19 protein-coding genes and 1 pseudogene are annotated in these 25,270 nt (G+C 65.3%); 8 read left to right on the top strand and 12 right to left on the bottom strand.

All coding sequences use genetic code 11. The features are described 5' to 3' along the window. The first annotated feature begins 1 nt into the window (after position 1). Entirely contained in the window at positions 2–298 is a 297-nt protein-coding gene (locus tag FHS50_RS03300) for an I78 family peptidase inhibitor (protein WP_183932950.1), read from the top strand. Here the strand turns inward: FHS50_RS03300 and FHS50_RS03295 are convergent, their stop codons facing one another. The 4 genes from FHS50_RS03295 to FHS50_RS03280 are packed head-to-tail and all read right to left on the bottom strand — an operon-like array spanning position 299 to position 5,788. Continuing rightward, positions 299–1,765 carry a Ppx/GppA family phosphatase gene (locus tag FHS50_RS03295; RefSeq protein ID WP_183932949.1) on the bottom strand — a complete coding sequence of 489 codons (1,467 nt, stop codon included), beginning with the start codon at positions 1,763–1,765 and terminating at the stop codon, positions 299–301. Continuing rightward, positions 1,762–3,897, bottom strand: coding sequence for an RNA degradosome polyphosphate kinase (locus tag FHS50_RS03290; RefSeq protein WP_183932948.1), 2,136 nt, complete (start codon positions 3,895–3,897; stop codon positions 1,762–1,764). The genes FHS50_RS03295 and FHS50_RS03290 overlap by 4 nt, the downstream gene beginning before the upstream one ends. Beyond that, the gene (locus FHS50_RS03285; protein WP_183932947.1) at positions 3,894–4,520 is read right to left on the bottom strand and encodes an HdaA/DnaA family protein; all 627 of its coding nucleotides are present in this window, start codon (positions 4,518–4,520) and stop codon (positions 3,894–3,896) included. Before FHS50_RS03285 ends, FHS50_RS03290 begins: the two co-directional genes overlap by 4 nt. After that, on the bottom strand, positions 4,517–5,788 hold the full coding sequence (locus tag FHS50_RS03280) for a heavy-metal-associated domain-containing protein (RefSeq protein WP_221184827.1): 1,272 nt from the start codon (positions 5,786–5,788) through the stop codon (positions 4,517–4,519). Before FHS50_RS03280 ends, FHS50_RS03285 begins: the two co-directional genes overlap by 4 nt. Positions 5,789–5,851: 63 nt before the next feature. Here FHS50_RS03280 and purM point away from each other — a divergent pair, with 63 nt between their 5' ends. After that, positions 5,852–6,922: a phosphoribosylformylglycinamidine cyclo-ligase gene (gene purM / locus FHS50_RS03275; protein ID WP_183932945.1), complete on the top strand. Its 1,071-nt coding sequence runs from the start codon at positions 5,852–5,854 to the stop codon at positions 6,920–6,922. Continuing rightward, on the top strand, positions 6,912–7,856 hold the full coding sequence (purN, locus tag FHS50_RS03270; RefSeq protein ID WP_183932944.1) for a phosphoribosylglycinamide formyltransferase: 945 nt from the start codon (positions 6,912–6,914) through the stop codon (positions 7,854–7,856). Before purM ends, purN begins: the two co-directional genes overlap by 11 nt. 67 nt (positions 7,857–7,923) lie before the next feature. Here purN and ndk read toward each other — a convergent pair whose 3' ends face one another. The 3 genes from ndk to FHS50_RS03255 all read right to left on the bottom strand — a co-directional run bounded on the left by ndk (position 7,924) and on the right by FHS50_RS03255 (position 10,364). Next, entirely contained in the window at positions 7,924–8,346 is a 423-nt protein-coding gene (gene ndk, locus FHS50_RS03265) for a nucleoside-diphosphate kinase (protein ID WP_183932943.1), read from the bottom strand. Between the two features lie 68 nt (positions 8,347–8,414). Then, complete coding sequence (locus FHS50_RS03260) at positions 8,415–8,858, bottom strand: DNA polymerase III subunit chi (protein ID WP_183932942.1); 444 nt, start codon at positions 8,856–8,858, stop codon at positions 8,415–8,417. A gap of 42 nt (positions 8,859–8,900) precedes the next feature. Further along, positions 8,901–10,364 (bottom strand): leucyl aminopeptidase, encoded by a 1,464-nt coding sequence (locus FHS50_RS03255; protein ID WP_183932941.1) that lies wholly within the window; start codon positions 10,362–10,364, stop codon positions 8,901–8,903. Between the two features lie 112 nt (positions 10,365–10,476). Between FHS50_RS03255 and FHS50_RS03250 the strand changes: the two genes are divergently transcribed. Genes FHS50_RS03250 through rsmA form a run of 4 tightly spaced genes read left to right on the top strand, consistent with a single transcriptional unit; the run spans position 10,477 to position 15,985 of the window. After that, positions 10,477–12,714, top strand: coding sequence for an LPS-assembly protein LptD (locus tag FHS50_RS03250; protein ID WP_183932940.1), 2,238 nt, complete (start codon positions 10,477–10,479; stop codon positions 12,712–12,714). Between the two features lie 56 nt (positions 12,715–12,770). Continuing rightward, positions 12,771–14,117, top strand: coding sequence for a peptidylprolyl isomerase (locus FHS50_RS03245; protein WP_183932939.1), 1,347 nt, complete (start codon positions 12,771–12,773; stop codon positions 14,115–14,117). A gap of 12 nt (positions 14,118–14,129) precedes the next feature. Then, entirely contained in the window at positions 14,130–15,161 is a 1,032-nt protein-coding gene (pdxA, locus tag FHS50_RS03240; protein ID WP_183932938.1) for a 4-hydroxythreonine-4-phosphate dehydrogenase PdxA, read from the top strand. After that, positions 15,158–15,985 (top strand): 16S rRNA (adenine(1518)-N(6)/adenine(1519)-N(6))-dimethyltransferase RsmA, encoded by an 828-nt coding sequence (gene rsmA / locus FHS50_RS03235; protein WP_183932937.1) that lies wholly within the window; start codon positions 15,158–15,160, stop codon positions 15,983–15,985. Before pdxA ends, rsmA begins: the two co-directional genes overlap by 4 nt. Here the strand turns inward: rsmA and FHS50_RS03230 are convergent. From FHS50_RS03230 to alaS, 3 genes are read right to left on the bottom strand one after another with little or no spacing between them, the layout of a single operon-like run. After that, positions 15,982–16,470 (bottom strand): tetratricopeptide repeat protein, encoded by a 489-nt coding sequence (locus FHS50_RS03230; protein WP_183932936.1) that lies wholly within the window; start codon positions 16,468–16,470, stop codon positions 15,982–15,984. The genes rsmA and FHS50_RS03230 overlap by 4 nt on opposite strands. Before the next feature lie 26 nt (positions 16,471–16,496). Continuing rightward, positions 16,497–17,675 carry an RsmB/NOP family class I SAM-dependent RNA methyltransferase gene (locus tag FHS50_RS03225; RefSeq protein ID WP_183932935.1) on the bottom strand — a complete coding sequence of 393 codons (1,179 nt, stop codon included), beginning with the start codon at positions 17,673–17,675 and terminating at the stop codon, positions 16,497–16,499. Next, positions 17,672–20,323, bottom strand: a complete 2,652-nt coding sequence (alaS, locus tag FHS50_RS03220; protein ID WP_183932934.1) for an alanine--tRNA ligase — start codon at positions 20,321–20,323, stop codon at positions 17,672–17,674. The genes FHS50_RS03225 and alaS overlap by 4 nt, the downstream gene beginning before the upstream one ends. A 77-nt stretch (positions 20,324–20,400) precedes the next feature. On the opposite strand from alaS, the pseudogene mtgA reads away from it, so the two are divergent. Further along, positions 20,401–21,039: pseudogene (gene mtgA / locus FHS50_RS03215) on the top strand (monofunctional biosynthetic peptidoglycan transglycosylase); the annotation flags it as partial. 215 nt (positions 21,040–21,254) lie between these two features. Here mtgA and dnaE read toward each other — a convergent pair. After that, positions 21,255–24,701: a DNA polymerase III subunit alpha gene (dnaE, locus tag FHS50_RS03210; protein WP_183932932.1), complete on the bottom strand. Its 3,447-nt coding sequence runs from the start codon at positions 24,699–24,701 to the stop codon at positions 21,255–21,257. Positions 24,702–24,767: 66 nt separating this feature from the next. Further along, the gene (locus FHS50_RS03205) at positions 24,768–25,259 is read right to left on the bottom strand and encodes a sialidase family protein (protein ID WP_183932931.1); all 492 of its coding nucleotides are present in this window, start codon (positions 25,257–25,259) and stop codon (positions 24,768–24,770) included. Between the last annotated feature and the right edge of the window lie 11 nt (positions 25,260–25,270).

Genomic DNA, 25,270 nt, shown 5'->3' with positions numbered 1-25,270 from the left:
CATGCGCCTGACCCTTCCCCTGATCGCCCTCGCAGTCGCGGGCTGCGTTCCCGCTGAACCAGTGGAAAGCACGCCTCCCGAACGCGGCACCGGCCTCACCTGCAATGACGAGGGGCTGTCTGCCTATATCGGACGCGAAGCCACTGCCGAACTCGGCGCGGAAATGATGAAGGCGGCAGGCGCGGGCGCGCTTCGCTGGGTGCCCAAGGGCGCGATGGTCACGATGGATTATCGCACCGACCGCCTCAACGTGCATCTCGACGAGAAGAACCGGATCACCCGCCTCAACTGCGGCTGATCAGGCGTAGCGCACCGCGCTTTCGCGCCCCATCGCCTCGCCAAGCTGGCCGAGCCGTTTGAGCACCGCCTCGCTCACCATTGCCCGGCGACGCTCGGGAACGGTCAGGACGAGCGTGTCATCCTCCATCCCGATTGCGGTGCGCTTCAGCAAGGCCTCGGTCCCGGCAGACAGGCGCTGGGCAAGGCGGATCGCGCGCCCCCAGCATTCGGCGCGATCCTCGTCGCCCTCGGCGAGCAGCTTGCGAAGCCTTTTGTCGAACCCGCCATTGCCACCAAAGGCCGTGTAGAGCGCCCGGCCGAGGAGCGCCCTTCCCTGCGCGTCGATCCCCACCCAATTGCCATGCACCGCCAGATCGACCGCGCGCTCGGCGCGAAAGTCGGGATGCGCATTCCAGGCGATGTCGCCCAGCAGGCACGCCGCCAGCCGCAACCGGGCGGCATCCACGCTATCGTCCTTGAACAACGGCGCGATCCACTGGTCGAGCAGCGCGCCATGGTCGCCGAACCGGCCCAGCCGCCGCCCCACCTCGAGTGCCTCGGCCAGCAGCGGATCTTCCCCGCGCCGCCGCGCCGGAAGATCGCCGTAAAGAAGCCCTTCGCGGAGCCCGTAGGCCGAGGTCGTGATCGACGCGGGCTGCAGCTTGCGGCCGAGCTGGCGGAGAATGGCGATCGCCGCGGGCAGATGGGGAATACGCTGGCTGCTGATCGGGCCATAATGCTGGCCGTCCCCATCGGGATAGGCGCGCACATGTTTCTCCAGCGCGCGAAGCCGGGCTTCCTTGATGTCATGGGCATGGACGATCGGCAGCGGGTGCCGCGCCAGCTCCATGTCCAGCATCGCGACCGCACGGAAACTCCCGCCCACGAGATAGAGACCCTCACCCCGCGCCGCTTCGGCCAGCGCTCCGCCCGACAGCGCGCGACCCAGTTCGGCCGCGATGGCTTTCTCGTCGGCCGGCGATCCGACCCGTAGCACGCCGAGCGGCAGGCTCGTCGCTTCGCTCACCACGCCGCCGCCCACGACCGCCAGTTCGAGGCTCCCGCCACCAAGGTCGGCGACCACGCCGCGCGCTTCGGGGATCGCCGAAATCACGCCATAAGCGGATCCCACCGCTTCCTCTTCGCCGCTCAGCAGTCTGGGCTTCAGTCCCAGCTTGCGCGCCGCCGCGAGGAATTCGGGCCCGTTCTCGGCATCGCGGACGGCCGCGGTGGCGACGGTGCGAAGTCGTTTCACCCCGATCCGCCGCGTGACGATGCGAAAGCGACCCAGCGCCTCGATTGCCATCGCCATCGCTTCCTCGTCCATCCGCCCGTCGGCACCGACCGAACGGCCCAGCCCCGCCATCACCTTCTCGTTGAACAGGATCGAGGGAACCCGCTCGCTTCCCCCATAGACGACGAGGCGCACCGAGTTGGACCCGATGTCGATGATGCCCACCGGGCCGAAGGGAACGTCCGCGCTCATCCGCCGCGCTGCATCAGCTTGAGCTTGGGCACTTTCTTGCCCTCGAGCGCCGCTCCTCGCCCCGACAGCGACGGATTGTTCATGAAGTAGCGGTGCAGGTTGAAACGGCGCTTGCCGGGCACGAGCCGCTGATATTGGCCATCACCGTCGAGCATCCAGCTCTGCTCATTGTCGATGAGGTTGGCGATCATCACCTGGTCGAGGACCTGCGCATGCACCGTGGGATTCTCGAGCGGCATCATATATTCGACTCGCCGGTCGAAATTGCGCGGCATCCAGTCGGCCGAGGAAATATAAACCCGCGCCCCCCGATGCGGCAGCCGCTCGCCATTGGCGAAGACGAAGATGCGGCTATGTTCGAGGAACCGCCCGACGATCGATTTCACGCGGATATTCTCGCTCATCCCTTCGACGCCCGGTCGCAAGGTGCAGATGCCACGCACGATGAGATCGATCGACACTCCCGCCATGCTGGCGAGGTAGAGCCGGTCGATCACCTCCGGATCGAGCAGCGAATTCATCTTCGCCCAGATCGCGGCGGGCAGGCCCGCCTCGGCATTCTCGATCTCCCGGTCGATAAGCGCGATGATTTCCTTGCGAAGCCCGCGCGGACTGAGCGTGAGAAGTTCGAGATTGTCGGCGGGCACATAGCCGGTGACGAGGTTGAACAATTTGCCCGCATCGCGCGCGGCGCTGCGCGACGCGGTAAAGTAGCTGAGGTCGGTATAGATGCGGCTAGTGACCGGGTGATAATTGCCGGTGCCGAAATGGCAGTAGGTGGCCATTTCTCCGCCCTCGCGGCGCACTACCATCGAGACCTTGGCATGGGTCTTCATATCGACGAAGCCATAGACGACCTGCACGCCGGCCCGTTCGAGCCGCGAAGCCCAGAGGAGGTTCTGCTCCTCGTCGAACCGCGCTTTCAGTTCGACCACCGCGGTCACCGACTTGCCTGCCTCGGCCGCCGCGACCAGCGCCTCGATGATCTCGGACTGCTTTCCCGCGCGGTAGAGCGTCTGCTTGATCGCCACCACGTCGGGATCGGCCGCCGCCTGCCGGAGGAAGGCAATCACTACGTCGAAGGTCTCGTAAGGGTGATGGACGATGATGTCCTTGGCGCGGATCGCGGCGAAACAGTCGCCATCATATTCCTGGATGCGCTCGGGAAAGCGCGCGCTGAACGGCTCGAACTTGAGGTCGGGCCGGTCGGTCTCGACGATCCCTACCAAATCGACGATGCCGATCAGGCCGCCGGTATCGACAATCAGCGCGTCCTGCGCCTCCACCCCCTCGCAGATCAGCTCGACCAGCGCGGGCGGCGTGTCGCTCGCCAGTTCGAGGCGGATTACCCGTCCGCGCCGTCGCCGCTTGATCGCCGAGCGGAAAGTCAGGACCAGGTCCTCGGCCTCTTCCTCGACCTCGAGATCGCTGTCGCGGAGCAAGCGAAAGGCGCCTGCCTCGACCCGAAGGAAGCCCGGGAACAGCCGATCGAAAAATTCGCGGATCACCGATTCGATCGCGATGAAGCGACGTTCCTGACCCTCGCTCGGCAAGGCGATGAAGCGCGGCAGCGTGGTCGGGATCATCAGCAGTTCGTTGACTCGCTCTCCCGAACGCTCGTCGCGCAGATTGAAGATCAGCCCGAACCCCCCGTTGGGAACGAAGGGAAAAGGATGCGCACTGTCGATTGCCTGCGGCGTGAGCACGGGCAGGATCTCGGCATCGAACCGTTCGGACAGAAAGGCGCGCTCATGCTCGTGCAGCGCGCTTCGCGTCACCACCGACACGCCGGCTTCGCACAGGAGGTCATGCAGTTCGGTCCAGCATTGCTGCTGCTCGACATCGAGCCGGTCGGTTTCCTCGCTGATCGCCTCGAGCTGCTGGGTCGGGGTCATCCCATCGACCGAGAAATCGCCGATATGCTGGAGCTGCTGCCCCTTGAGGCCCGCGACGCGCACCATGAAGAATTCATCGAGGTTGGAGCCCGATATCGACAGGAAACGAAGCCGTTCGAGTAGCGGTTGCGCCTCGTTCTTGGCTTCCTCCAGAACCCTCCGGTTGAAAGCGAGCCAGCTCAGTTCGCGGTTGAAATAGCGATCGGGGCCAAGCGCCTTGATCGCCTTCTTGCTCATGCCGCTCCCCGCTCCCCGTCCGATCCGACCCGTTCGAGCGCCCGGCGGATCGTGGGAATGGTCAGCCGCGCCCGCTCGGCAATGGCGAAACGGTCGATCGCCTCGACCACCCGCTCGGCGGCGAAATAGCTGCGCTCGATCCTCGCCGCGAGAAAGGCACAGGCCTCGGGGCCGAGATGCAGGCCCCGGTCAGCGAAATGGAGCGCCAGCAGCGCCTCGAACAGCCGGTCATCGGGCTGCTCGATGCTCGCGACGGGCGTCACCGCGAGGCGGGTGCGCAGATCGGGAAGATCGACCGCCCAGGCAGGCGGTGCCTCGTCGGCCACCAGCACGAGCGGCTTGCCGCTGTCCTGCGCCGCATTCCAGGCATGGAACAGCGCTTCCTCGTCATGGCGCTGGGCATCGTCGAACAGGCGTCCTCCGACCTTCTCGACATAGGTCCGCGCGAGAAGCGAGCGGCCCGATCGGCGCGGGCCGGTGATAACGGTCGCCTTGACGGGCCACATCGTCCAGCGCGCCAGATGTTCCAGCACCGCCTCGTTGGCGGCCGAGGGTATGAAACGGTCGGCGGCGTGCGACTGCGGCCAGTCGAGCGGGAGAGCAATCTGGTCGGCCGCGCTCATTGGCCTTCCGCTGTCGGGGCAAGCGGGTCGCGCGGCGGCGCGGCGGGCGGCGGTGCCGGATCGTTCGCAGGCGGCGGCGCGGGAGCGGCAGGCTGCGGCGCACCCGACAGCCTGAGGACGCCCCCGGCATAATCGGTCTGCCAACCCGCGGCGGCGAGCGCGCTACGGAGCGAATTGAGATCGCCGCGATAGGTAATGACCACTGCGCTCGTGCCGCCGATTGCAAGGCTCGATTCCTGGACCGATTCGACTCCCGTGATGGCGCGCAGACGCGCGATGCCATTGTTCAGCGCCGCCGCCGAGGGCGTGTCCATCTGAACCTGGTAGGGAATCGCCGCGAACAATTGCACTTCCTCGACAGGCGGTGGCGCCTCGCGGATGATGAAGCGCGGATCGGGATCGAGATCGCCCCGCGCATAGGCCCGCGCATAGATGGCATCCACGCGGCGCGCACCTTCATCCATCATCCGCTTCATATCGTCGGGGCCCGAGGCGCGCAGGCGGAACTGGCCGAGCATTTCGCGATCGAGCCCCTTGCGCGCGACGAAACGCGCATCGACCGGACCACCCGGATAGTCATAATCGAGCGTCACTTCGGCAACGAGCAGGTTGGCCGCGCCATAAAGGTCGGTCACCGATTTCCAATAATCGACATTCTCGCGGCGAAGGCTCGATCCGTTGACCAGCAGCGGATCGGCGCCCAGTCCCGAAAGGCGCACATAATCGACCGGCGTTTCGGACAGGCGGAACTCGGCCCATGCCCGCTGCCAGGGATTGCGCCGCTCGACGACCAATTCGGTCCCCGCCACCACCGTCAGCGGCACCAGCAGCATCGGCGCCGAACGCTTCCGGTTACCCGAAATGCCGACATATTGCGCGGCACGGGCGCGGTCGAAAAGCACGCCCAGCGTCGCGATATAACGGTCGGGCCCGATTTCCTCGCGTTCGACCACGATCGCGCTCACCAGCCCGTCGAGGGTGGAATCGCTCAAGCGCGGTGCCGCCGACACCGGCTGGCCACTGTTGCGCGCCCACAGCTTGGCAAAGCCTTCGCGCTGCGCGATCCGCCAACCATTCAAGCGGGCGTCCTGAGCGCTCGTCCCCGCGACATCGACTTCAATGCCGTCAACTTCGAGAAGCCCCTTGCTGTCGATCGGCAAAATACCCCGATCGCCGCTTTCCATCTGGGCGGTCGCCGCCGCGGCAAGCAACAGCAGGAACAGCGAAACCATCGCCCAGGGACGGGCAAGAGAGGCAAAAATCGACATATCGGCCTGCTTTTGGCGATAATGGCGTGGAAATCCAAGCATGATGTGGCTAGCACGGCCTCCATGAGCGAAAAGAAGGGCCTCACCTACGCCGAAGCGGGCGTATCGATCGACGCCGGCAATGCGCTGGTCAAGACCATCGGCCCCTTGGCCAGGTCCACCGCTCGCCCCGGAGCCAATGCCGAACTGGGCGGTTTCGGCGGCTTTTTCGACCTGAAGGCCGCGGGCTATAACGACCCGCTCCTCGTCGCTGCCAATGACGGGGTCGGAACCAAGCTCAAGCTCGCAATCGAGGCAGGCCGCCATGACGGCGTGGGAATCGACCTCGTTGCCATGTGCGTCAACGATCTCATCGTGCAGGGCGCCGAACCGCTTTTCTTCCTCGACTATTATGCCACCGGAAAGCTCGACAATGACGTCGCGGCCGAAGTCGTCGCCTCGATCGCGGACGGCTGCCGCCAGGCGGGCTGCGCGCTGATCGGCGGCGAAACCGCCGAAATGCCCGGCATGTATTCCGAAGGCGATTACGATCTCGCGGGCTTCTGCGTCGGGGCGGTCGATCGTGCCAAGGCACTTGTGGGCGCCGAGGCCGAAGCAGGCGATGTGCTCATCGGCCTGGCCAGCTCGGGCGTGCATTCGAACGGCTTCTCACTCGTTCGCCGCATCATCGAACGCAACGGCTGGAAACTATCCGACCCCCTTCCCTACGATGCCGGCAGGACGCTGGGCGAGGCCCTTCTCGAACCCACGCGCATCTATGTGAAGTCCGTCCTTCCTCTGGTCCGGGCAGGCCATATCAAGGCGCTCGCCCATATCACCGGCGGCGGCCTTCTCGAAAATCTGCCGCGCATCCTTCCCGACGGCGTGCGCGCCGATGTCGACCTGTCGGACCTGGAACTGCCTCCGCTTTTCGCGATGCTCCGCGAAGGCGGAGATGTCGATAATGCCGAGATGGTGCGCACCTTCAATTGCGGCTTCGGCATGGTCGCGCTGGTCGCTCCCGAAAAAGCCGACGCCGTGATGGCTGCGCTCGAAGAAAACGGCGAAAGCCCGATGCGCATCGGCACCATCGAAAAGGGCCAGCGCGGTTGCACGGTCGAAGGCGAGGGCTGGTCGGCGAGCCATGACGGCTAGGCGCACCCGCCTCGCCATCCTCATCTCGGGGCGCGGATCGAACATGGCCGCGCTCGTCTATGCCTCGAGGGCCGACGACTGCCCCTACGAACCCGTGCTCGTCACCGGCAACAAGCCCGACGCGCCAGGCCTATACTTGGCCGAAGCCGAGGGCGTCGCCACGGCAAGGCTCGACGGCAAGTCCGCTGCATTCTGGGATGACCTCGACAAGGCGCTCCGCGACCATGAGGTCGAGATGATCGCGCTGGCAGGCTTCATGCGCATCATCCCCGACCAATTCATCGCCAGATGGACGGGGCAAATCGTCAACATCCACCCTTCCCTCCTGCCCAAATATAAGGGCATCGGCACCCACAAGGCCGCGATCGAGGCAGGCGACACGGTGACCGGCGCGACCGTGCATCTCGTTATCCCCGAACTGGATTCGGGCGAAATCCTCGGCCAGGTCGAAGTCGCGATCATGCATGGCGACACGCCCGACACGCTTGCCGACCGCGTGCTGATCGCCGAACACCAGCTCTATCCGCAAGTCCTGTCGCGCTACCTCGGCCGCAAGAGCGATCCCGAATGGCTGCTCGACAAGGTCCGCTCGCTCGCGCTGGCACTCGACGAAAGCGAGGAGAAACTGTCGCACGGCACTCCGGGCTTCCGTATCGCGAAGGGCAAGTTTTTCGCCTATTTCAGCCGCGACAATTATGGCGAAGGCCCCGCCCTCATGGTGAAGGCCTGCGGCGAAGACGAGCAGGCCGCCCTCATCGAGCAGGATGACCGCCTCTACTTTCGGCCCAAATATCTCGGCCCCTCGGGCTGGGTCGGGATCCGCCTCGGCAGTTCGACCGACTGGCGCCACATCGCCGAGTGGCTCGAACGCAGCTGGCTCGAATGCGCGCCTCCCCGATTGAGCCGAATGCACAAGGCTGCTGCCCAGTTTTGAAGAGGCGAAAAAGAAAGGCCGCCAGGTTTCCCCGGCGGCCTTCGCAATTCGCTAGCAGATCAGCGATTTAGCCGACGATTTCGTCTTCATCGAAGAAGAAAGCGATTTCGGTCTTGGCGTTTTCGTCGCTGTCCGAGCCGTGGACCGAATTTTCGCCGATCGACAGGGCATATTCCTTACGGATCGTGCCTTCCTCGGCTTCGGCCGGGTTGGTCGCGCCCATGATGTCGCGGTTGCGCTTCACGGCGTCTTCGCCTTCGAGCACCTGCACCACGACCGGCTCGCTGATCATGAATTCGACCAGTTCACCGAAAAAGGGGCGATCCTTGTGCACCGCGTAGAAGCCCTCGGCCTGTTCGCGGGTCATGTGGATACGCTTCGAAGCGACGACGCGAAGGCCGGCTTCCTCGAGCTTCTTGGTGACCGCACCGGTAAGGTTGCGGCGCGTGGCATCGGGCTTGATGATCGAAAAGGTGCGGGTAACCGCCATGTCGTGAAACTCCTTAGGGGGCTGGAATTGCCGCGCCCCCTACAAGCGCAGCGCGCAATGGGCAAGCCTCAACCCTTCTCGACCCAGCGCCCTTCCTCCTGCGCCCAATAATGGCGCTCGGCATCGCTCGTCAGCCCCAGCGCCTTCCACGCCTCGCGCGCACCGCCGAGCGTTTCCTCGCCGAACAGGTAGAATGCGCGGTCATATTTGAGCGCCGCCTCGCGCCATTGCCCGTCGGCAATCAGGATGTTGCGCGCAAGATTGGGCGCCGTGGTCCGCGTCGACAGAAGGACGGGCTGGCGCTTGTCGTCAGGCCCGCCTTCGCGACCGTGGGCGAGAAAGCTCGTCGCCTTGCCCGCTTCCCACAATTGCCGGTCGAGGCTGGCAAGCAAGCCCTCGTCCTCGGCCACCACCAGCAGTCGTTCCTGCTCCTCGGCCAGCTTGGCCGCCAGCGCGGCGAGCACCGAGATGCGCGCGCCCTGGTCGGCCAACTGGTAGAAATCGACCCTCATGCCGTCATCGCGACCGGTACGGGACCATGAGGGTCAATTTCCTCAACCCTCGAGTTCTTCTTCGACGAAGCGGTCGAGCAGGCGAACGCCATAGCCCGTCGCGCCCTTGTCGAACGTGGTCTTGGCCTTGTCCGACCAGGCCATGCCCGCGATGTCGAGATGCGCCCATTTCACACCGTCCTCGACGAAGCGCTGGAGATATTGCGCGGCAGTGATCGAACCCGCTTCGCGCGGACCCACATTCTTCATGTCGGCGATCGGGCTGTCGATCAGCCGGTCATAGGCCTCGCCCAGCGGCTGGCGCCACAATTTGTCGCCGCTTTCCTTGCCTGCCTCGATGAGGTCTTCGGCAAGATCGTCGTCGTTGGAGAAGATGCCCGCATGCTCATGGCCGAGGCTGATCACCATCGCGCCCGTCAGGGTGGCAAGGTCGATCATCCGCTCGGGCGAAAATTCCTTCTGGGCATAGGTCATCGCATCGCACAGCACGAGGCGGCCCTCGGCGTCGGTGTTGATGACCTCGACCGTCTGGCCGCTCATCGTGGTCACGACATCGCCGGGACGCTGGGCATTGCCGTCAGGCATATTCTCGACCAGCCCGCAGATGCCGATGACATTGGCCTTGGCCTTGCGCCCCGCGATCGCGCGCATCGCGCCCGAAACCGCACCGGCGCCGCCCATGTCCCACTTCATCGATTCCATGCCAAGCGGCGGCTTGAGCGAAATGCCGCCCGTGTCGAAGGTCACGCCCTTGCCGATCAGCACCGTGGGCTTCTCGCCGTTCTTGCCGCCCATCCACTTCATGATGAGCAGGCGCGGCTTGCGCACCGAACCCTGCGCCACGCCAAGCAGCGCGCCCATGCCGAGCTCTTCCATTTCCTTCTCGTCGAGCACCGAGATCTCGAGGCCCGTCCCCTCGTTATGCTGCTTCACCCGCTCGACGAAGCTCTCGGGATAGATGACGTTGGCGGGCTCGGTCACCAGTTCGCGCGTCAGCGCGCAGCCCGCGGCGACTTCCTGATAATGATTCTTCCACCGCGCCTCGGCTCCATCGGGAGCGCCGACGATGGTCAGCGACACCAGCGTGACCTTCTGTTCGTCCTTGAGCTTGGTGCGATAACGGTCGTAGCGCCACGCCCGCAGCGTCGCGCCGAGCGCGAGGCGTGCCGCCGCCTCGGCATCGAATTCGCTGCCCTTGAGATCGACCACCGCATGGGTCTCGCCGCTGGTAAGAAGCTGCGCCGACACGGTTGCACCGAGCGTTTCGGCGGCCAGGCCATCGCCATCGCCTTCACCGATGACCAGCAGGCGGCGGCCATTGTCGCCCGCCAGCCATGCCGTCGCGACATTCTTCGCCTTGCCCTCGAAACGCTGGCGCCGCATCGCGGCCTTTACCATGTCGAGGTCGCTTCCCAGGCTTTCGAGCCGGTCATCGCCCTGCCCGGCGGCGGGAATGACAAGCGCGAAATCTCCGGCGGGACGATTGTCGGCGAAACGGATCTGCATGGAAACACCTTTGGAAATTGAGATGGGTTGCCCGCCCTTTAGGACGGGGAGGCCCAAAAAGGCAAAGGCGGATTGCCCGTCGCGAAACAAGCTGACATAGGCTTCCCCTGTGATGAGCGCTGCTGCACATTCCCCCCGCTGGCTGGCAAGCGTGAGCTTTGGCGCGCTGGCACTGCTGCTGCCCCAGGCCGCGCTGGCGCAGGAAGAAACACCGATCGTCGAACCGCCCGCAGCGACGATGGACGAAACCATCGCCTTCAGCGCCGACGAAGTCATCTACGAGGAGGAAAGCGACCTGCTCATCGCGCGCGGACGAGTGCGCGCCAATCGCGACGGATATTATCTCGCTGCCGACGAACTGGTCTGGGACCGCCAGGCAGGCATCGTCACCGCCCGCGGGCAGGTCGTGGTACTCACGCCCTCGGGCGACCGCATCATCGGCGAGAATGTCGAACTGGACGAGCAATTGCGCGCGGGCACCACCGAAGGCCTGCTCCTCGCGCTCGACACCGGCGGGCGCATCGCCGCCGAACGGGCCGAGCGCCGCGACGGGCAGATCGTCCTCACCAACGCGGTCTATGCCCCCTGCTCGGTCGCGACCGAGGATGGCTGCGGCCGATCCAGCTGGCGAATCACCGCGGCCCGCGTCACCCGCGACGAAAATACTGGCAGGCTGCGCTTCTCGGGTGGCCGCCTCAACGTCTTCGGGCTTGATATCCCGCTTCTTCCCGTGATCAGCTTTGGTGAACCCGGCGAATTGGGCGGCGTGACCGGCGCGCTCGTTCCCGACATCGAGATTTCGCGTCTCAACGGCCTCGAACTCACCCTGCCCTATTATTTCCGGCTCGCGCGCAACCGCGATCTCACCGTCTCGCCCACGCTCTTCACCGACCGCATCCCCGCGGTCGAGGCGCGCTATCGCCACCTCACCGAAACCGGCGCCTACCAGGTCGGCGCTTTCGTCACCTATGGCGATATCGACAATCCCGACGTGGACGACCCGAACCCCGTCCTCGAACGCGATATCCGCGCCTATTTCGAAGCCAACGGCCGTTTCCAGTTCGATCCCTACTGGCGCCTCACCGGATCGGCGCGGCTGGCCACCGACAAGACCGTCACCCGCCGCTATGACATCACGCGCGACGACCGGCTGCGCAGCTTCGCCATGGCCGAACGCATCGATAGCGACAGCTATGTCTCGATTGCAGGCTGGGCTTTCCAGGGCTTGCGCGTCGATGACGTACAGGACCGCATCCCCGTCGCCCTGCCCGCGATCGATGCGCGCTGGCGGCTCGACGATCCGGTCGCGGGGGGACGGGTCGAATTGCAGGCCAACAGCCTCGCCATCCTGCGCGTCGACGGCCAGGACACGCAGCGCGCCTTCGCGGGCGCCCGCTGGGACCGCCGCCTCCTCACCGAGGGCGGGCATGAACTCACGCTCACGGCCTATGGGCGCGGCGATGTCTATCGCACCAATGACGTGCATCTTACCGATGTCGATTTCTATCGCGGCGAGGAAGGCTGGCATTTCCGCGGCGTGGGCGCGCTCGCCGCGGACCTGCGCTGGCCGCTCATCGGCGAGGCGTTCGGCGGGACGCAGCGCTTCATCCCGCGCGTCCAACTGGTTCTCACGCCGCCCACCCCCAATCTCTCGATCCCCAACGAGGATGCCCGGGCGATCGACCTCGAGGACAGCAACCTTTTCGCGCTCAACCGCTTCCCGGGCTATGACCGGTGGGAAGATGGCAGCCGCGTCACCTACGGCATGGAATGGCTGCTCGACCGCCCCAATTTCTCGGTCCGCAGCGTCATCGGGCAAAGCTACCGCATCAACCGCTCGCCCGACATTTTCCCCGACGGAACCGGCCTTACCGGTCGCTTCTCGGACATCGTGGGCCGCACCCGCGTGCGCTTCGGCCGGCTGATCGACCTCACGCACCGTTATCGCGTCGACAAGGACAATGTCGCGGTGCGGCGCAACGAACTCGACCTCACCTTTGGCACGATCGAGACCTACGCGCAGATCGGCTATCTGCGCCTCGACCGCAACATCGACCCCGCGCTCGAGGATCTGCGCGACAAGGAGGAATTACGCCTTGCCGGACGGGTCAAGTTCGCCGATTACTGGTCGCTCTTCGGCTCGACCGTGCTTGACCTCACCAGCGCCGACGAAGACCCCCTGTCGCTCGCCGACGGTTTCGAACCGGCGCGCCACCGTATCGGGGTCACCTATGAGGATGATACCATCGAGGTTGGGCTTTCCTGGCGACGCGACTATGAACGGGTCGGCGATTTTACTAAGGGTTCGACATTCCAGATAAGATTCAATCTGAAAGGACTGGGCCGCTAAGCGGGGGTTCATGCTGGCCCGTCCACAAGAGTGCAAAATATTTGAGGGACTTGGGTATGAAATTCAGTAGTTTGGGCCGGCGCGCCGGTGCAGGAATGGTCGCAGCGATGCTGGCGGCGACCGCCGGTGCCGCGATGCAGGGCCAGAATGACCGTTTCAACAGCGCGGGAACGCTCAACCTTCCCGACAATCCGGTCGTCTATGGCCAGGCCCTGCCCCCCGTGGTGAAGGCCACCGCGATCATCAACGGCGAGGTCATCACCCAGACCGACGTCGAACATCGCCTCGCGCTGGTGATGATTTCCTCGAACAACGAAGTGACGGGCGAACAGCTCGTCCAGCTGCGCCAGCAGGTGCTGCGCAATCTCATCGACGAGACGCTGCAGATCCAGGCCGCGCGCGCCGAGGAAATCGAGATTACCGACGCCGAGATCGACCAGACGCTCGAACAGGTCGCGCAGCGCAACAACCGCACCACCGACCAATTGGGCGAACTGCTGCGTGAAAACGGCAGCTCGCTGCGCTCGATCCGCCGCCAGGTTCATGGCGAAATGGCATGGCAGCGTCTGAAGCAGGCCAAGATCGAAAGCTTCGTGTCGGTTGGCGACGAAGAGGTGCAGGCGGTTATCGACCGGCTCGAAGCCTCGAAGGGCACCACCGAATATCGCGTCGCCGAGATTTTCCTGTCGGCCACGCCCGCCAATGATGCGCAGGTGCGCGCCAACGCCGAGCAGATCCTCGAACAATTGTCGCAGGGCGGCAGCTTCCAGGCCTATGCCCGCCAATTCTCCGAGGCGTCGACCGCCGCGGTCGGCGGCGATCTCGGCTGGGTGCGCCCCGAACAGCTTCCGCCGCAGCTTGCCGAAGCAGTGCGCAACCTGCGCCCCGGCGCGGTGAGCGTGCCGATCGCGCTGCCCGGCGGCTATTCGATCGTCGCCGTGCAGGATTCACGGACCATCCTCACTGCCGATCCGCGCAACGCGGTGCTCAGCCTCAAGCAGGTGTCGATTACCTTCCCGCAAGGCACCACCGAAGCGCAGGCCGTTCCCCGTGTCGAAGCCTTCGCCAAGGCGGCTGCCAATATCGGCGGCTGCGGCGGCGCCGATCGCATCGCCAATGAATTCGGCGGCGAAGTCGTTAGCTCCGACGGCGTTCGCCTTCGCGATCTCCCCCCCGCGCTCGAGCAGATGATGCTCCCGATGCAGGTGGGCCAGGCCACCCAGCCCTTCGGCTCGCTGAGCGATGGCGTGCGGGTGCTGGTGATCTGCGGCCGCGACGAGGAAAATCCCGGCCTGCCGTCCTTCGACCAGGTCTATGGCCAGATGAACGAACAGCGCGTCAACAGCCGCGCCCGCCGTTATCTGCGCGACCTTCGCCGCGACGCCATCATCGACTTCCGCTAGGACGGGCTGGCGGTGACGGCAGCCCTGCCGCTGGCAGTATCTCTGGGGGATCCCGCGGGGATCGGCCCGGAGGTCACTGCCAAATGCTGGCAGGCCCGCGCCGAAATGCGCTTGCCGCCCTTCGTCGCGGTCGGCGATCCGCGCTCGATCTCGCAGGTCAGCGACGTGCCGCTGGTGGTGGTGGACGATCCCGAGGAAGCGATCGAAAAGTTCGAGCAGGCGCTTCCGGTGCTCGCGATCGACGCCGAGGCGCTCCCCCCGCCCGGCCAGCCCTCGAACGAGGGCGCGCGCTGCGCCCTGCACGCGCTCGAACTGGCGGTCGGCCTTGCCCGTTCGGGTTCGGCGGGCGCAGTGGTGACCGGCCCCGTCTCCAAAAGCCATCTTTACCATGTCGGCTTCACTCATCCGGGCCAGACCGAATTCATCGCCGAGCGCTGCGGTGTGGCGAGCGGCAATGTCGCGATGATGCTCGCCGGGCCGACGCTGCGCTGCGTACCGGTCACCACGCACATCCCGCTATCCAGTGTGCCATCGGCACTCTCGACCGACCTGATCGCTGCGCGCGGCCGGGCGGCGCTGCGCGGCCTTATCCGCAATTTCGGGATCGAGAATCCGCGCCTGGCGGTCAGCGGCCTCAACCCCCATGCGGGCGAGAATGGCGAACTCGGTCATGAGGATGAGGAAATGATCGTTCCGGCGGTCGAGACGCTCCGCGAAGAAGGCTGGCAGGTAAGCGGCCCCCACCCCGCCGACACCATGTTCCACGACGCCGCGCGCCAGCGTTACGACGCCGCACTCGCCATGTATCACGACCAGGCGCTCATTCCCCTGAAGGCGCTCCATTTCGATGAAGGCGTCAACATCACGCTAGGCTTGCCGATCGTGCGCACATCGCCCGATCATGGCACCGCCTTCGACATCGCAGGCACCAACCGCGCCCGCCCGACCGCGATGGGCGAAGCGATCCATTATGCAGTGAACGCCGCGACGCGGCGGCGCGATCTCGCGGCGCAGGGCCGGACCGGCATGGCGATCGGACGGTGAGCGTCGAGCCGCTGCGCGAGGTCATCGCCCGCCACGGCCTGTCGGCGTCCAAGTCGCTCGGGCAGAATTTCATCCTCGACCGACAGCTTCTCGCGCGCATCGCGGCGATTCCAGGCACGCTCGAAGGTAGCACCGTTTTCGAAGTTGGACCCGGCCCCGGCGGCCTTACCCGCGCCCTCCTCGACACCGGCGCAAAGGTGGTCGCGGTCGAGCGCGATGCGCGTTGCATACCCGTGCTGGCCGAACTCAAAGAAGAATATGGCGACCGGCTCGAGGTGATCGAGGGCGACGCCCTGGAAGTGGACGCATCCGGCATCACCGATGGCGAGCTGCACATCGTCTCCAACCTTCCCTACAATGTCGGAACGGCGCTGTTCACGGGCTGGCTCGACGGCGATGAATGGTCGCCCTTCTGGTCGTCGCTCACCCTGATGTTCCAGCGCGAAGTGGCAATGCGCATCGTCGCAAAGCCCGGCACCAGCGCCTATGGCCGCCTCGCGGTGCTTGCCCAGTGGCGCTCGATCCCCCGCATCGCGATGAAGGTCAGCCGCTCGGCCTTCGTTCCGCCCCCCAAGGTGGAATCGGCAGTCATCCATGTCGTGCCCAGGGAAGCGCCCGAAGGCGTGTCGGCGGCGACGCTCTCGCGGCTCACCGCCGCGGCTTTCGGCCAAAGGCGCAAGATGCTCCGGCAAAGCCTCAAGTCAGTGGCAGGCGCCTTGGAAGCGCTCGAACGGCTCGGCGTCGATCCCACGCGGCGCGCGGAAACGCTGTCGGTCGAAGATTTCGTCAATCTCGCCCGCCTGATGGACGAGCGCCGGGCCTAATTGGCCTTGGCTTCCACTTCGTTGGTCTTGGCGGCCAGCATCGGCCCACGCTCGATCAGCGCCGCCAGGCGGGCCTGTTCGGCGCAGCCATCGGGGCAGAGGCGGCCAAGCTGCGCGAGATTCTTGCGCGCCCGCTCGAGCGCGCCCAGCTGCACCATCGCCTCGCCCTGCACCGCAAGCGCTTCGCGGTTCGACGGATCGATGGTGAGTGCCTTGCGTCCAAAGGCGATCGCCTGGCCGTAGAGCTGCTGCTTCACGGCCACCTTGGCCATGGCGACAAAGGCCCCGACATTCTTGGGATCGAGGACCAGCGCGGCTTCGAGCGTATCGTCGGCCGCGACGAGGTCGCCGGCTTCCAGCTGGCTTTCGGCCTTGGCGACCAGCGCCGCCGACGCGGGATCGACGGCCGGACGCTGCGCGATGCCCGGCACCGCGATGGTCGAGGCCGCAACGCCGAGCGCGAGGAAGAGCGGGCTGATACGCATGAAAATCTCCAGTATTTTTCCGTCAGTTAGCATGTTTTTCGCGCAGCGGCGAAGAAAAAGCCGTCCGTGCCGTCATGGCCCGGAGTCAGCAGCCTTCCCTTCCCTGCCTTGCGTCCGACGTTCATCTCATCCTGCCATGACAATTGTGAATAGCGGCTTGCCGCTTGCTCAATCTGCCCGCTGCCTTCCTTCTCGAGGATCGAACAGACCGCATAGACCAGTCTAGCGCCGGGCTTGAGGAGCGGCACCGCCAGATCGATCAGCCGTCCCTGCGTTTCGACCAGTCGGTCGAGCCGCTCGGGGGTGAGCCGCCAGCGCCCCTCGGGATTGCGCCGCCAGGTCCCCGATCCGCTACACGGCGCATCGACCAGCACCAGGTCCGCTTGCACTTCGAGATCGGCCAGCTGCTCGGCTTCCCGCGGCATGTCGAGCAGCCGCGTCTCGATATTCCCGCTGCGGGCCCGCTCGGCGCGCGCGGGAAGCTGCGACAAGCGCGCCCGATTGGTGTCGCTCGCGACGATCCGTGCGCTCGGCGCCTGCGCGGCAAGCGCAAGGCTCTTGCCGCCCGCGCCGGCGCACAGGTCGACGATCAGCATCCCTGCTTCGGGCTGACAGGCCTGGATCACGATCTGGCTGGCTTCGTCCTGCACCTCGACAAGACCATCGCGATAGGCGGGATGGCTGTCGATCCGGCTTTCGGCAGGCAAGCGCAGGCCAAGAGAACTGATCGGCGTGGGCTCGGCCTCGGGGATGGCCTTGAGCATTGCGTCACGCCGCGTCCGCGTGGCGTGCACCCGCAGGTCAAGCGGTGCCCGTTCGAGCAGCGCGGGCCATTCGGCTTCGCTGACTAGAGGCGACAGTTCGGCAGCGATGGCATCGGGGATGAGCTGGCGCGGCGCGGCCGATTCCTCCGCTCCGATTGCCGCCGGGGCATGGCCTTCGCCAGTGAACAGCGCCGCGATTTCCGCATCGTCCGCGGCAAGCCCGAGCATCGCCGTCCGGCCATTGTCGGGAAGGCTCCCGCTTCGCCGGATCGCCGCGAAGACCAGTTCGCGCACCGCGCGCCGGTCCTTCGACCCGGCATAGCGGCGCGCCTTGAAATAGCGCCGGACGATGGCATCGGCGGGCGGGCCATTGTCCCGTGCCGAAGCGATCACCTCGTCGAGAATTTCAATCGCGGCCTGTATGCGTGCTCCGGGGGTCAAGCCGAAACCCGCTGCAATGCGTCCTTCACCGCATCGAGCGCCGCTTCGGCCTTGTCGCCGTCGGGACCGCCGCCCTGCGCCATGTCGGGACGGCCACCGCCGCCCTTGCCCCCCAGCGTCTCGACCGCGGCCCGCACCAGGTCCACCGCGCTCACGTCGCCCGACAGATCGTCGGTCACGCCCACCGCGACGCTGGCGCGGCCGTGATTGACCGCGATGATCGCGGCCACGCCCGAACCGAGCTGCCCCTTCATCTCGTCGATGGTGGGACGCAGCGCCTTGGGCTCCAGCCCTTCGACCACCTTGCCGACAAAGGCCTTGCCGCCGACATCCTCGGGACCGGCCGCCTGCGCGCTGCCGCCACCCATCGCCAGCGCCTTCTTGGCATCTGCCAGTTCGCGCTCGAGCCGCTTGCGCTCCTCGACCAGCGCGGCGATCCGCGCCGGTACTTCGTCGGGCGCCGCCTTGAGGCTGGCCGCCGCGTCGCGCAGCTTGTTGTCGCGGTCTATCAGCCATTGCCGGGCAGCTTCGCCGGTCAGCGCCTCGAGACGCCGCACGCCCGAGGAAACCGCGCTTTCCGAAATGATCTTGAACAGCTGGATATCGCCGGTCGCGCGGACATGGGTGCCGCCGCACAGTTCGACCGAATAATGCCGCTCGCTCTTGCGTCCCATCGAGAGCACGCGAACCTCGTCGCCATATTTCTCGCCGAACAGTGCCAGCGCGCCCGCTGCCACCGCATCGTCGGGCGTCATCAACTGGGTGCCGACCGCTTCGTTGGCACGGATTTCCTCGTTCACCTCGCGCTCGATCGCGGCAATTTCTTCCGCCGTGAGCGCATTGGGATGCGAAAAATCGAACCGCAGACGATCGGGCGCGACGAGGCTCCCCTTCTGGGTGACATGCTCGCCCAGCTGGTTGCGGAGCGCGGCATGGAGGAGATGTGTCGCGCTATGGTTGGCTCGCACCTTGTCGCGCCGCTCGGCATCGACTTGCTGATGCAGCGTATCGCCCTTGCGGACGCTGCCCTTCTCGACCTTTCCATGAAGCGCATGGAGCTTGCCCAGCGGCTTGGCCGTATCGCTCACTTTGACTTTCACGCCCGACGGCGTCGACAGCGTCCCAGCATCGCCGACCTGCCCGCCGCTCTCGCCATAGAAAGGCGTCTGGTTGAGGATGAGGATCACTTCCTCGCCTTCCCCGGCTTCCTCGACCCGGCTGCCGTCCTTGACGATCGCCTGGACCATGCCTTCGCCTTCATGGCTCGCATAGCCCGTGAATTCGGTCGCGCCGACTTCATCGGCAATGTCGAACCACAGTTCGTCCGACGCCTGCTCGCCCGACCCCTTCCAGGCCGCGCGCGCCGCCGCTTTCTGCTTGGCCATCGCGGCATCGAAGCCTTCGCGATCGACGCTCATGCCCTCGCGGCGCAGCGCATCTTCGGTCAGATCGAACGGAAAACCGTAGGTGTCGTAAAGCTTGAAGGCCGTTTCACCCGGCAGAGCATCGCCCTCGCCCATGCCCTGCGTCGCTTCGTCGAGCAGCTTGAGCCCGTTGGCGAGCGTCCGGCGAAAGCGCGTCTCTTCCTGCTGGAGCGCCTGCTCGATCGCGGGCTGCGCGCGCACCAGTTCGGGATAGGCCCCGCCCATTTCGCTCACCAGTTCGGGCACCAGGCGATGCATCAACGGCTCCTCGGCGCCCAGCAAATGTGCATGGCGCATCGCGCGGCGCATGATCCGGCGAAGCACATAGCCGCGCCCCTCGTTGGCGGGCAGCACGCCATCTGCAACAAGGAAACTCGCCGAACGCAGATGGTCGGCAATGACGCGGTGGCTCGCCTGGCTCTCGCCTTCGGCCCGGGTCTTGGTCAGTTCCTCCGACGCCGCGATCAGTGCTTTGAACTGGTCGGTGTCATAATTGTCATGGACGCCCTGCATTACCGCCGCGATGCGCTCCAGTCCCATGCCGGTATCGATCGAGGGCTTGGGAAGGTCGCCGACGATTTCGTCATTTTCCTGCGTGAACTGCATGAAGACGAGGTTCCAGATCTCGACGAAACGGTCGCCTTCCTCGTTCGGGCTACCCGGCGGCCCGCCTTCGATCTGCTCGCCATGATCGTAGAAGATTTCGCTGCACGGCCCGCACGGCCCGTCGGCACCCATGGCCCAGAAATTGTCCTTGGTCGCGATGCGGATGATCCGCTCTTCGGGCAGCCCCGAAATCTTGCGCCACAGGTCAAAGGCCTCGTCGTCGGTATGATAGACGGTGGCCGTCAGTTTCTCGGCAGGAAGCCCCCATTCCTTGGTCAGTAGGGTCCATGCATGGTGGATCGCCTGCTCCTTGAAATAGTCGCCGAAGGAGAAATTGCCGAGCATCTCGAAAAAGGTGTGGTGACGCGCGGTGTAACCGACATTGTCGAGGTCGTTATGCTTGCCCCCCGCCCGAACGCATTTCTGGCTCGAGGTCGCGGTCGAATAGTCGCGCGTTTCCAGTCCCGTGAAGACATTCTTGAACGGCACCATCCCCGCGTTGACGAACATCAGCGTGGGGTCGTTATGCGGCACCAGCGGAGCCGAGGGCACGCGGGCATGGCCCTGGCCCTCGAAATAGTCGAGAAAGCTGCGGCGAATATCGTTGGTCGAAGTCATTGGGGCGATGTATGCGTTATGTTGCATCGCGGCAAGCGACAAGGAGCGGAAATTTGGTGCGTAAATTGCTGAAATGGATGCTGTGGATCGGTTTCCTTCTTGTCACTGCTTCGCTGGCCATGGTGGTCTTCTACCGCTTCGTGCCGGTTCCCGTGACCGCGACCATGCTGATGGACGAGCATGGCATCACGAAGGATTGGGAACCCTTGGAAAAGATCGACCGCGACATGGTCCGCGCGGTGATCGCGGCGGAGGACAGCAAATTCTGCGCGCATGACGGGTTCGACTGGGAAGCCATTGAAAAGGCCCGCGAACAAAATGCCCGAAGCGGGCGCATTCGCGGCGGCTCGACCATCTCGCAGCAGACCGCCAAGAATGTCTTTCTCTGGCAGGGCGGCGGCTATTTCCGCAAAGGCGTCGAGGCCTATTTCACTTTCCTCATCGAGAAGATCTGGGGAAAGCGACGCATCATGGAAGTCTATCTCAACGTCGCCGAAACAGGCATCGGGACCTATGGGGTGAAGGCCGGTGCCGAACGCTATTTCGGCCACGGCGCTGACAATCTCTCCGTCCGCCAGGCTGCGGCCATCGCGGCGGTGCTGCCGCTTCCCAAGGAGCGGCCGGGCCGCAACCCCTCGGGCTTCACCGCTCGTTATGGATCGACCATCGCCACCCGCATGGGCGTGGTCGCGCGCGACGGCCTCGATGCCTGCGTCTACCCCTCAGGTGCCAGCGAGCCCGTGCAAACCCTTGAAAAACGGCCCGAACCACCAAAGCCGCGCGGCGCTCCGGCACGTGAAGGAGCACCCGCAGCCGAAGAGCCGGCCGCACCGTCTGAAGATCTGCAGCTGCCGCCCGCACCCCTGCCTGTTCCCCCGCAGGATAGCCCTGCGGTGCCTGATGCGGAGCCCCCGCCTCCGCCGCCCGCCGATCAGCCCGCGGCGGAGTAAGCCAGTGTCGGCCGGGCGGGCGCATCGGCGCCCAGTTCGACCGCATCCTCGCCCAATATGCGTGTCAGCCGGTCGGCGACATCGGCATCGAGGATGAAATCGCGCCCGATCAGCAGCACCGCATCGCGTGTCGCATCTACCGGCGCATGGATGCGCACGCTTCCCCGCCCACCATGCTCGAGTGTCGCGGCGATCGCGGGCAGATGCGCCGCATCGACCAGACGAATGTCGAGCTTCAGGCGCTGGGTCTCGGCCAGTTCGGACAAGGGCTTGAAATGCTTGATCGTCACGCGCGGCTCTTCCTCGCCCGGCTTGCGGTCGAGTTCGGCGGTAATCAGCCCGCATTCGCCTGACTTCGCGGCTTCCTCCACCGCTTCGCAGGCGGCATCGTCGAATGCCATGGCGGTGAATTGCCCCGACGCATCGGACAGCGTCGCCATCATGTAGCGCCGCCCGCGCTGCGAGGTGCGCCAGCGCGCTTCCTCGACCAGCCCCGCCATCATCGTCTGGGTCCGCGCTCCCTCGGCAGCGGCGGGCATCGCCCCCAGTTCGCCGAACTGCTTGACGCGATGCGCGGCAAGGAGGTGCCGCTGGGCATCGACCGGATGCGCCGAGAAGTAAAAGCCGAAGGCTTCCCGCTCCGCGCTCATCCGCTCGGCCAGCGTCCAATGCGCATCGGGCAGGCGGATCGCCGCGATATCCTCGCATTCGGCGCCCCCGAAGAGGCCGCCCTGCCCGCTTTCGCGCTCGCCTGCCGCCTGCTGGGCATGGCGAAGGATCGTCTCGGCGCCCGCATGGACCTGCGCTCGATTGTCGTTGAGGGCATCGAAACTGCCCGCCGCGGCCAGCCCTTCGAGCTGGCGACGGTTCAAGAGCCGCGGATCGATCCGGTCGGCGAAATTCTCGAGGCTCTCGAACGGCCCGTTGGCTTCGCGCTCTGCGACCAGCAGCTCCATGGCCTTTTCGCCCACGCCCTTCAGCGCTCCCAGCGCGTAGCGCACCTTACCGTCCTGCACGTCGAAATCGGCGCGCGCGGCATTGATGTCGGGGCCCAGCATCTCGATCCCGCTCCGGCGCGCATCCTCGGTGAACAGCGCCAGCTTGTCGGTCTGGTGCATGTCATAGGACATGGAGGCGGCGTAGAATTCCGCGGGATAATGCGCCTTCAGATAGGCGGTGTGATAGGCGACCAGCGCATAGGCCGCGGCGTGGCTCTTGTTGAAACCATAGCCAGCGAACTTGTCGATCGTGTCGAACAGCTCGTTGGCCTTGGCCGCATCGATGCCGTTCTTGGCCGCCCCCTCGACGAAACGGGTGCGCTGCTTGTCCATCTCGGCCTGGACTTTCTTGCCCATCGCGCGCCGCAAGAGATCGGCTTCCCCGAGGCTGTATCCGGCCAGCACCTGCGCTGCCTGCATCACCTGTTCCTGGTAGACGAAGATGCCATAGGTTTCCTTCAGCACCTCCTCCAGCATCGGGTGCGGATAGGCGATCTCGGCGCGCCCGTTCTTTCGGTCCCCGAACAGCGGGATATTGTCCATCGGGCCGGGCCGATAGAGCGAGACGAGCGCGATGATGTCGCCGAAATTGGTCGGCCGAACCGCCGCGAGCGTCCGACGCATGCCTTCGGATTCCAGCTGGAACACGCCCACCGTGTCGCCGCGCTGCATCAATTTGTAGACCGCTTCGTCGTCCCATGGGAGGCTGGCATAATCGAGCTCGATCCCGCGCTTCTTCAGCAAGCGCTGACCTTCTTTCAGGACCGACAGCGTCTTCAGCCCGAGAAAGTCGAATTTCACGAGGCCCGCCTGCTCGACATGCTTCATGTCGAACTGGGTCACCGGCATGTCCGAGCGGGGGTCGCGATAGAGAGGGACCAACTGGTCGAGAGGCCGGTCCCCGATCACCACGCCCGCGGCATGGGTCGAGGAATGGCGCGGCAGCCCTTCCAGCTTGGTGGCAAGGTCGAACAGCCGCTTCACATCGGCTTCTTCGGCGACTTCCTTTGCCAGTTCGGACACGCCGTTGAGCGCACGCTTCAGATCCCAGGGATCGGTCGGATGGTTGGGCACCAGCTTGGCCAGCCGGTCGACATGGCCGTAGCTCATCTGGAGGACGCGCCCCGTATCCTTCAGGACCGCGCGCGCCTTCAGACGCCCGAAGGTGATGATCTGGGCGACCTTGTCGCGCCCATATTTCTCTTGGACGTAAGCGATCACCTTGTCGCGATGCGTTTCGCAGAAATCGATGTCGAAGTCGGGCATCGACACGCGCTCGGGATTGAGGAAGCGCTCGAACAGCAATTTGAGTTCGATGGGATCGAGATCGGTGATGAGAAGCGCCCAGGCCACCGCGCTGCCCGCGCCCGAACCACGCCCCGGCCCGACCGGAATGTCATTGTCCTTGGCCCATTGGATGAAGTCGGCAACGATCAGGAAGTAGCCCGAAAAACCCATCCGCGTGATAATGTCGAGCTCATAGTCGAGCCGGTCGCGATAGGGCTGCTTTTCCTCCTCGCTCTTGCCTTCGAGCCGCCGTTCGAGCCCGGCATGCGCCTCGCGGCGCAAGGCCTCGTCTTCATCGTCCGAAAGCCGCGGCAGGATGGGCTTGCGCTTGGGCGCGGCGAAGGCGCAGCGCTGCGCGATGACGCCGGAATTGTCGATTGCTTCGGGCAGGTCGGCAAACAATTCCTCGACCATCGCGGCAGGCTTGAGCCAGGCCTCGGGCGAAGAGGTCTTGCGGTCGCTATTCTCTACATAGGTCGATCCCGCGATGCATAGCATGGTGTCATGCGCGGCATGGAATTCGGGCGTGTCATATTGCGCCGGATTGGTCGCCACCAGAGGCCAGTCCTCGTCATAGGCAAGCGCGATCAACGCTTCCTCGGCGGCTTCCTCGATCGCATCGCCGCGCCGCGACAATTCCACGTAGAATCGCCCCCCGAAAGCGCTGCCCAACCGCCGCGCATAATCGCGCGCCTTGTCGGGCTGCCCCTCGGCGAACAATCGCGCGACCGCCCCCTCGGCGCCCGCGCTCAAGGCAATCAGGCCTTCGGAATGCGCCGCCAGCCGGTCCATGCTGACATGCGGCGCTTCGTCGATCGGCCGCGCAAGATGCGCCGCCGACACCAGCTTGCACAGATTGTCATAACCCGCCGCGTCCTGCGCATAGAGTGCGACCCAGTCGATCTCGCCCTTGGGGCCCAATCCCTCGGGCCGCGCGACTCCGAGGAAAGTCCCGACGATGGGCTGCACGCCTTCTTTCAGGCAGGCATCCGAAAAGGCCATTGCGGCGTAAAGCCCATTGCGATCGGCAAGCCCCGCCGCCGGAAATCCCAGCTTCCTGGCAAGCGCCGCAATCGCCTTGGGCTCGATCGCCCCCTCGAGCATGGTGAAAGAGGAAAAAATGCGCAGCGGGACATAGACCATGAGGGCACTATGACGCCCCTTGGCCCCGCTGAAAAGGAGCCTCGCTCCCTTATCCCCAACTAATTTCTATTCGGCCTCGGCGGGCGAATAGACGAAGTCGAAACCGGTGCTCCAGCTGGTGCCATGATCGGTCGAGATTTCGCCATGCTGCCGCACCGATCCATCGTCCCTCTTGGTATAGGTCATCCGGACAAGCCGGTCGTTGCCGGGCCCGGCATAGCCGGCCCACCAACCGGTCAGGACCATCTCGCCTTTGTCATTGAGACCGCCGGTAAAGTCGACCGTCTCGCCCGACGAGCCGACCCAGCGCTGGTGCCAGCGGCCATCCGAACCCAGGCTGTTGAGGCTGCCGCCTTCATTGCCATTGGCGGGCATCCAATTCTCGCGCACCGCGCAGCCGTTGTAGAGCTTCTCGATCCGGCTCTTCGCCACCGTCTGGCGGCTCGATGCCACGCTTACCGACCAGTCGCCGACCCAGAAATCGAAGGCGTCATGGGCCTCGCTCGTACAGGCTGCCGGTGCGGCCTGCGCGGCCAGGAGCATCATGAACGGAACCATCTCTTCCCCCT

The organism is Sphingomicrobium lutaoense (assembly GCF_014195685.1).
In the GTDB taxonomy this organism is placed as follows: domain Bacteria; phylum Pseudomonadota; class Alphaproteobacteria; order Sphingomonadales; family Sphingomonadaceae; genus Sphingomicrobium; species Sphingomicrobium lutaoense.
This window is presented reverse-complemented; position numbering and strand designations above follow the sequence as displayed.

Excerpts from the sequence above, each read along its gene's own strand:
- FHS50_RS03300 (WP_183932950.1), top strand. The coding sequence starts at position 2 with ATGCGCCTGACCCTTCCCCTGATCGCCCTCGCAGTCGCGGGCTGCGTT.
- FHS50_RS03295 (WP_183932949.1), bottom strand. The coding sequence starts at position 1,765 with ATGAGCGCGGACGTTCCCTTCGGCCCGGTGGGCATCATCGACATCGGG.
- FHS50_RS03290 (WP_183932948.1), bottom strand. The coding sequence starts at position 3,897 with ATGAGCAAGAAGGCGATCAAGGCGCTTGGCCCCGATCGCTATTTCAAC.
- FHS50_RS03285 (WP_183932947.1), bottom strand. The coding sequence starts at position 4,520 with ATGAGCGCGGCCGACCAGATTGCTCTCCCGCTCGACTGGCCGCAGTCG.
- FHS50_RS03280 (WP_221184827.1), bottom strand. The coding sequence starts at position 5,788 with ATGTCGATTTTTGCCTCTCTTGCCCGTCCCTGGGCGATGGTTTCGCTG.
- purM (WP_183932945.1), top strand. The coding sequence starts at position 5,852 with ATGAGCGAAAAGAAGGGCCTCACCTACGCCGAAGCGGGCGTATCGATC.
- purN (WP_183932944.1), top strand. The coding sequence starts at position 6,912 with ATGACGGCTAGGCGCACCCGCCTCGCCATCCTCATCTCGGGGCGCGGA.
- ndk (WP_183932943.1), bottom strand. The coding sequence starts at position 8,346 with ATGGCGGTTACCCGCACCTTTTCGATCATCAAGCCCGATGCCACGCGC.
- FHS50_RS03260 (WP_183932942.1), bottom strand. The coding sequence starts at position 8,858 with ATGAGGGTCGATTTCTACCAGTTGGCCGACCAGGGCGCGCGCATCTCG.
- FHS50_RS03255 (WP_183932941.1), bottom strand. The coding sequence starts at position 10,364 with ATGCAGATCCGTTTCGCCGACAATCGTCCCGCCGGAGATTTCGCGCTT.
- FHS50_RS03250 (WP_183932940.1), top strand. The coding sequence starts at position 10,477 with ATGAGCGCTGCTGCACATTCCCCCCGCTGGCTGGCAAGCGTGAGCTTT.
- FHS50_RS03245 (WP_183932939.1), top strand. The coding sequence starts at position 12,771 with ATGAAATTCAGTAGTTTGGGCCGGCGCGCCGGTGCAGGAATGGTCGCA.
- FHS50_RS03230 (WP_183932936.1), bottom strand. The coding sequence starts at position 16,470 with ATGCGTATCAGCCCGCTCTTCCTCGCGCTCGGCGTTGCGGCCTCGACC.
- alaS (WP_183932934.1), bottom strand. The coding sequence starts at position 20,323 with ATGACTTCGACCAACGATATTCGCCGCAGCTTTCTCGACTATTTCGAG.
- dnaE (WP_183932932.1), bottom strand. The coding sequence starts at position 24,701 with ATGGTCTATGTCCCGCTGCGCATTTTTTCCTCTTTCACCATGCTCGAG.
- FHS50_RS03205 (WP_183932931.1), bottom strand. The coding sequence starts at position 25,259 with ATGGTTCCGTTCATGATGCTCCTGGCCGCGCAGGCCGCACCGGCAGCC.